Here is a 4,672-nt window from a genome sequence, read left to right as displayed (position 1 = left end):
CAACCGTGTTGGCAAGACAGCACTATGAGACGTTCAGCCGACGTTTCGCAGGAACGGGCCTGCAGGTCGCCCACCTGTCAAGGATGGTCGGGGCAGCAAAGGCAAAAGCGGCAAAGGAGGGCCTGCGGAGCGGCCAGGTTGCGATCGTCGTGGGTACTCAGGCCTTGGCGTCCAGGAGCGTCACATTCGCCAATCTTGGACTGCTGGTGATTGACGAGGAGCACCGGTTCGGCGTCAAGTTGAAGCTGGCCCTGCGGAAGATGGCGCCCTGCCTTCACACGCTGAGCATGAGCGCCACGCCGATACCGCGGACGCTGCAATCGGCGCTGTCGGGCATCCAGGATGTCAGCGTTCTAAACTCTCCGCCCGCCAAAAGACGTCCCGTCCGCACGATACTGGCGGCGTTCGATCCAGCATCGGTGCGCGCGGCCCTCTTGCGTGAATTTCACAGGGGTGGACAGAGTTTCTTCGTGGTTCCTCGCATCGAGGACATTGGCCCGGTCTCTGACCAGCTGAACAGGCTGGTGCCGGAACTCGGCGTATGACGGCGCACGGTGAAATGAAAGGGAGGCAGCTGGACGAAGTCATGGTCGGATTCGCTGACGGTGATGGCGACATTTTGTTGAGCACCGACATCATCGAGAGTGGGCTCGATGTGCCTCGAGCCAACACCATCATTGTCTGGCGCCCGGACCGGTTCGGTCTGGCGCAGTTGCACCAGCTACGGGGTCGGGTCGGTAGAGGAGCGATGCAAGCGGCTGCGTTTCTTCTGACGGAACCTGGCGTTGAGCTGGCCGACGGCACCAGGGCCCGGCTTTCGACAATGCTTGCGCTCGATCGGCTTGGCTCCGGCCTGGCAATCAGTCAAAGGGACCTCGACCTGCGCGGCGCCGGCGATCTGTTCGGCGAAGATCAGGCTGGGCATATGAAACTGATCGGAGTGGGCCTCTACGAGCACTTGCTGGAGCGGGCGGTCTCGGCGGCTGGAGAAGGGGCCGACCCCAACAGGCAACTTGCCAACATCAACGTGCCTGCAAAACGGGCTTTTCCCGAAAGCTATGTAAACGAGCCTACTGTCCGTGTTGGCCTCTATGCGCGGCTCTCTCGTATTCGTTCTGACTTGGACCTTGATGCATTCAGCGAGGAGCTCGAGGACCGCTTTGGTGACATGCCTGGCGAAGTGACCGTTCTGCTGGAACTTACCAGGTTGCGGATAGCAGCGTCGGAACTGGGTGTCGGCAAAGTTGATGTTGGGCCCGAAGCCGTCGCGATCACCTTGCGCAACAAGCCTCTGGCGTCACGATGGCGGGACAGGAAGGTGTTGGGCCTGGAGTACCGAAACGGCCGCGTGATTTTCAGGCGGATCGAGCCCCGCGTCTCAGGCATCGATGCCGTTCGCTTGGCGCTAGATGCCATACGTGCAGTTCAGCCAAAGCACGAGGTCTGACGAGCCTTTTATCTCCACCGCGGCGGTACAATGTACCAGCTTCATATTCACCTCAGCCAAGACTAGCAGGGCGAGGTTTAAGGCATCGTTCCGGCTTGATGGGCCGTCATGGCGGCCATGTTCTCGTTCAGGTGGGCCATGATCCAAACCGAGCCCAGGACCACCAGCGCAACGATCAGCACGCCGAAGGCCAGGGCCAGGATGTTGTTGGTGTTGTCCGGCCCGGTGGTCAGGTGCAGAAAGAAGACAAGATGCACGCCCATCTGCGCGACAGCGAGCACCACCAGGGCCGAAATCACCGCCGGCTGGTAAATCAGATCGGTTTGAGCCGCCAGGAATGACGCGATCGTGAGCAGGATGGCCAGGCCGTAGCCGATCACATAGCCCAACAGCCCTCCAGCCACTTCGTGCTCGGTTATACGTTCCTCGCCCGGTGCGGAATCGCGGCGGTCCTGCATCTCGCCGGGCCTGCTCTCGATGGTCATGGCGATGCTCCCAACAGATAGACCAGGGTGAAGATGGCGACCCAGATGATGTCGAGTGCGTGCCAGAAAAGCCCGAAGCAGTGGAGCCGCCGCAAAATATCCGACCGAAAACCCTTGACCCATAGCTGCGCCATCATTGTGCCCAGCCAGAGCAGCCCCAGCCCGACATGGGTGCCGTGGCAGCCAACGAGCGCAAAGAAGGCTGATAGAAATGCGCTGCGCGAAGGCCCCGCCTGCTCGCCGATCATCGCCGCGAATTCCTGTACCTCCAGAAACAGGAAGGCTGCCCCGAGCAATCCGGTGACGAGCAGCCAGGCCTGCGTGGCAGCCATCGATCTGCGATGGGTCGCGAGTGTCGCCAGGCCACCGGTGAAGCTCGACGTGAGCAGAAGGCCCGTCTGCACCGCAACGCGGGTGGGCTCGAACAAATCCTTGCCGGTCGGTCCGCCGGCGGTCGCCTTGGCAAGCACGGCATACGCCGCGAAGAAGGCCGAGAATATGATGATGTCGGACAGCAGAAAGATCCAGAAGCCATATGCCACGGTGACGAATTTCGAGGCCGGGCCGCCTTCTCCGTGGCCGGTCGCGGAGCGCACGCCATGTCGGCCGCCCTGACCAAGCCGATAGGGGTCTCGGGCCTGGGTGCCCGCGCCGAAGTCGCCGGGTAGCGCGTGATCGCTCATGCCGGCCGCTCCCAGCGCCGCAGCCGGGCTGACTGTGCGGCCTTGTGGTCATCGTCGATGCGCGCGACCTTTTCGGCGGGAATCTCATAATCCCCATGATCGCGCCAGGCGAAGACGACGAAGGTCGCGTAGGCGCCGATGAAGCCGACGATCGCCAGCCACCATATATGCCAGATCAGCGCGAACCCGATCAGCGTGCTGAAGAAGGCGGTGACGAAGCCTGTCGGGCTGTTGCGCGGCATCTCGATAGGCTCGTATCCTTCCTCCGCACCGGGCCTCTTCTCCTCCCTTGCCCGTTGCTTGATGCGCCAGTAGGGCTCTTCATCCTCGACGAAAGGCAGCCGCGCGTAGTTGAAAACGGGGGGAGGGGAAGACGTCGACCATTCCAGTGAACGCCCGTCCCATGGGTCGCCTGTCTCATCGCGAAGCTTGTCGCGATGTCGGATCGAAACGGCGAGTTGCATGATCTGCAGTGCGGCGCCGGCGATCATCACCAGCACGCCGAACGCGGCCACCACCAGCCATGGCGCCCAAAGATCCATGTCGATATGCTGCAGGCGCCGCGTCATGCCGAGCAGACCGACGATATAGAGCGGCACGAAGACCAGCATGTAGCCGGCCAAGGTGACCCAGAATGCGGCCTTGCCCCAGCCTTCGTGCAAGCGGAATCCGAACGCCTTGGGAAACCAGTAGGTGAAGCCGGCGAACGCGCCGAACAGCACGCCCGAAATGATGACGTTGTGGAAATGCGCGACGAGGAAAAGGGAGTTGTGCAGCACGAAGTCGGCCGGTGGAACGGCAAGCAGAACGCCGGTCATGCCGCCGACGGTGAAGGTGGTCACGAAGCCCAGCGCCCAAAGCATCGGCGTGTCGAAGCGGATGCGCCCGCCATACATGGTGAAGAGCCAGTTGTAGATCTTCACCCCGGTGCCGACGGCGATGACCGACGTGGCGATGCCGAAGGCGGCGTTGACGTCTGCTCCGGCGCCCATGGTGAAGAAATGATGCAGCCAGACCATGAACGAGACGATGCAGATGAACATCGTGGCCGCGACCATCGAACGGTATCCGAACAGCGGCTTTGACGAGAATGTCGAGAAGACCTCGGAGAAGATGCCGAAGGCGGGAAGCACCAGAATGTAGACCTCGGGATGGCCCCAGGCCCAGATCAGGTTGACGAACATCATCTGATTTCCGCCGGCTTCGTTGGTGAAGAAATGGAAGCCGAGATAGCGGTCCAGCGTCAGCATCGCCAGCGTGGCGGTGAGGATCGGGAAGGCTGCGACGATGAGCAGGTTGGACGCGAGCGAGGTCCAGCAGAACATCGGCATTCGCAGGTAGCCCATACCAGGCGCACGCATCTTGAGGATGGTCGTCACCAGGTTGACGCCGGTAAGCAGCGTGCCGACGCCGGAGATCTGGATCGACCACAGATAGTAATCGACGCCGACGCCCGGCGAGTAGGTGGTCTCCGACAAGGGGGCATAGGGCAGCCAGCCGGTGCGCGCGAACTCACCGATGACAAGCGAGATGTTGACCAGCAGGGCTCCGGAAGCCGTCAGCCAGAAGCTGACGGAATTGAGTGTCGGAAAGGCTACATCGCGTATGCCAAGCTGCAGCGGTACGGCGAAATTCATCAGGCCGATCATGAAAGGCATCGCCGCGAAGAAGATCATAATCGTGCCGTGCGCGGAGAAGATCTGGTCGTAATGCTCCGGCGGCAGGTAGCCCGGCCCGTGGATCGCCAGCACCTGTTGCGTGCGCATCATGATGGCATCGATGAAGCCACGCAGAAGCATGAGCATCGCCAGCACAATGTACATCACGCCGATGCGCTTGTGGTCGACCGAGCTTATCCACTCGTTCCACAGATAGGGCCAGTAGCCCTTCACCGTTATCCATCCAAGCACGGCGACCGCTGCCAGAAAGACGCCGAGAGCCGCGACGAGCGGGATGGGTTGATCGAAGGGAATGGCCGACGAGTCGAGCTTGCCCAGCATCGTCATTCCGCCCCTTCTGCCTGTGGATGATGCCCCGTCGGCGGCGCCGCCGCGGGC

The 4,672-nt window shown here is 61.8% G+C and carries 5 protein-coding genes; 2 read left to right on the top strand and 3 right to left on the bottom strand.

Annotated features, from left to right (window positions below):
* Together EN884_RS39810 and EN884_RS39805 are read left to right on the top strand one after the other, a co-directional pair.
* Positions 1 to 545: DEAD/DEAH box helicase (locus EN884_RS39810; protein WP_245491994.1), on the top strand; the 545-nt coding region annotated here is incomplete at its 5' end.
* Positions 542 to 1,447: a TRCF domain-containing protein gene (locus EN884_RS39805; protein ID WP_245491993.1), complete on the top strand. Its 906-nt coding sequence runs from the start codon at positions 542 to 544 to the stop codon at positions 1,445 to 1,447. The genes EN884_RS39810 and EN884_RS39805, both read left to right, overlap by 4 nt.
* Positions 1,448 to 1,524: 77 nt before the next feature.
* Here EN884_RS39805 and cyoD read toward each other — a convergent pair whose 3' ends face one another.
* From cyoD to cyoB, 3 genes are read right to left on the bottom strand one after another with little or no spacing between them, the layout of a single operon-like run.
* The gene (cyoD, locus tag EN884_RS26405; RefSeq protein ID WP_063170618.1) at positions 1,525 to 1,932 is read right to left on the bottom strand and encodes a cytochrome o ubiquinol oxidase subunit IV; all 408 of its coding nucleotides are present in this window, start codon (positions 1,930 to 1,932) and stop codon (positions 1,525 to 1,527) included.
* Positions 1,929 to 2,615: a cytochrome (ubi)quinol oxidase subunit III gene (locus EN884_RS26400; protein WP_082826763.1), complete on the bottom strand. Its 687-nt coding sequence runs from the start codon at positions 2,613 to 2,615 to the stop codon at positions 1,929 to 1,931. The genes cyoD and EN884_RS26400 overlap by 4 nt, the downstream gene beginning before the upstream one ends.
* Positions 2,612 to 4,615: a cytochrome o ubiquinol oxidase subunit I gene (cyoB, locus tag EN884_RS26395; protein WP_063170872.1), complete on the bottom strand. Its 2,004-nt coding sequence runs from the start codon at positions 4,613 to 4,615 to the stop codon at positions 2,612 to 2,614. The genes EN884_RS26400 and cyoB overlap by 4 nt, the downstream gene beginning before the upstream one ends.
* Positions 4,616 to 4,672: the final 57 nt, after the last annotated feature.

Source organism: Mesorhizobium sp. M7A.F.Ca.AU.001.01.1.1, assembly GCF_004022735.1.
GTDB classification, from domain to species: Bacteria; Pseudomonadota; Alphaproteobacteria; order Rhizobiales; family Rhizobiaceae; genus Mesorhizobium; species Mesorhizobium ciceri.
This window is presented reverse-complemented; position numbering and strand designations above follow the sequence as displayed.

Coding starts and splice junctions, on each gene's coding strand:
- EN884_RS39805 (WP_245491993.1), top strand. CDS start 542: ATGACGGCGCACGGTGAAATGAAAGGGAGGCAGCTGGACGAAGTCATG.
- cyoD (WP_063170618.1), bottom strand. CDS start 1,932: ATGACCATCGAGAGCAGGCCCGGCGAGATGCAGGACCGCCGCGATTCC.
- EN884_RS26400 (WP_082826763.1), bottom strand. CDS start 2,615: ATGAGCGATCACGCGCTACCCGGCGACTTCGGCGCGGGCACCCAGGCC.
- cyoB (WP_063170872.1), bottom strand. CDS start 4,615: ATGCTGGGCAAGCTCGACTCGTCGGCCATTCCCTTCGATCAACCCATC.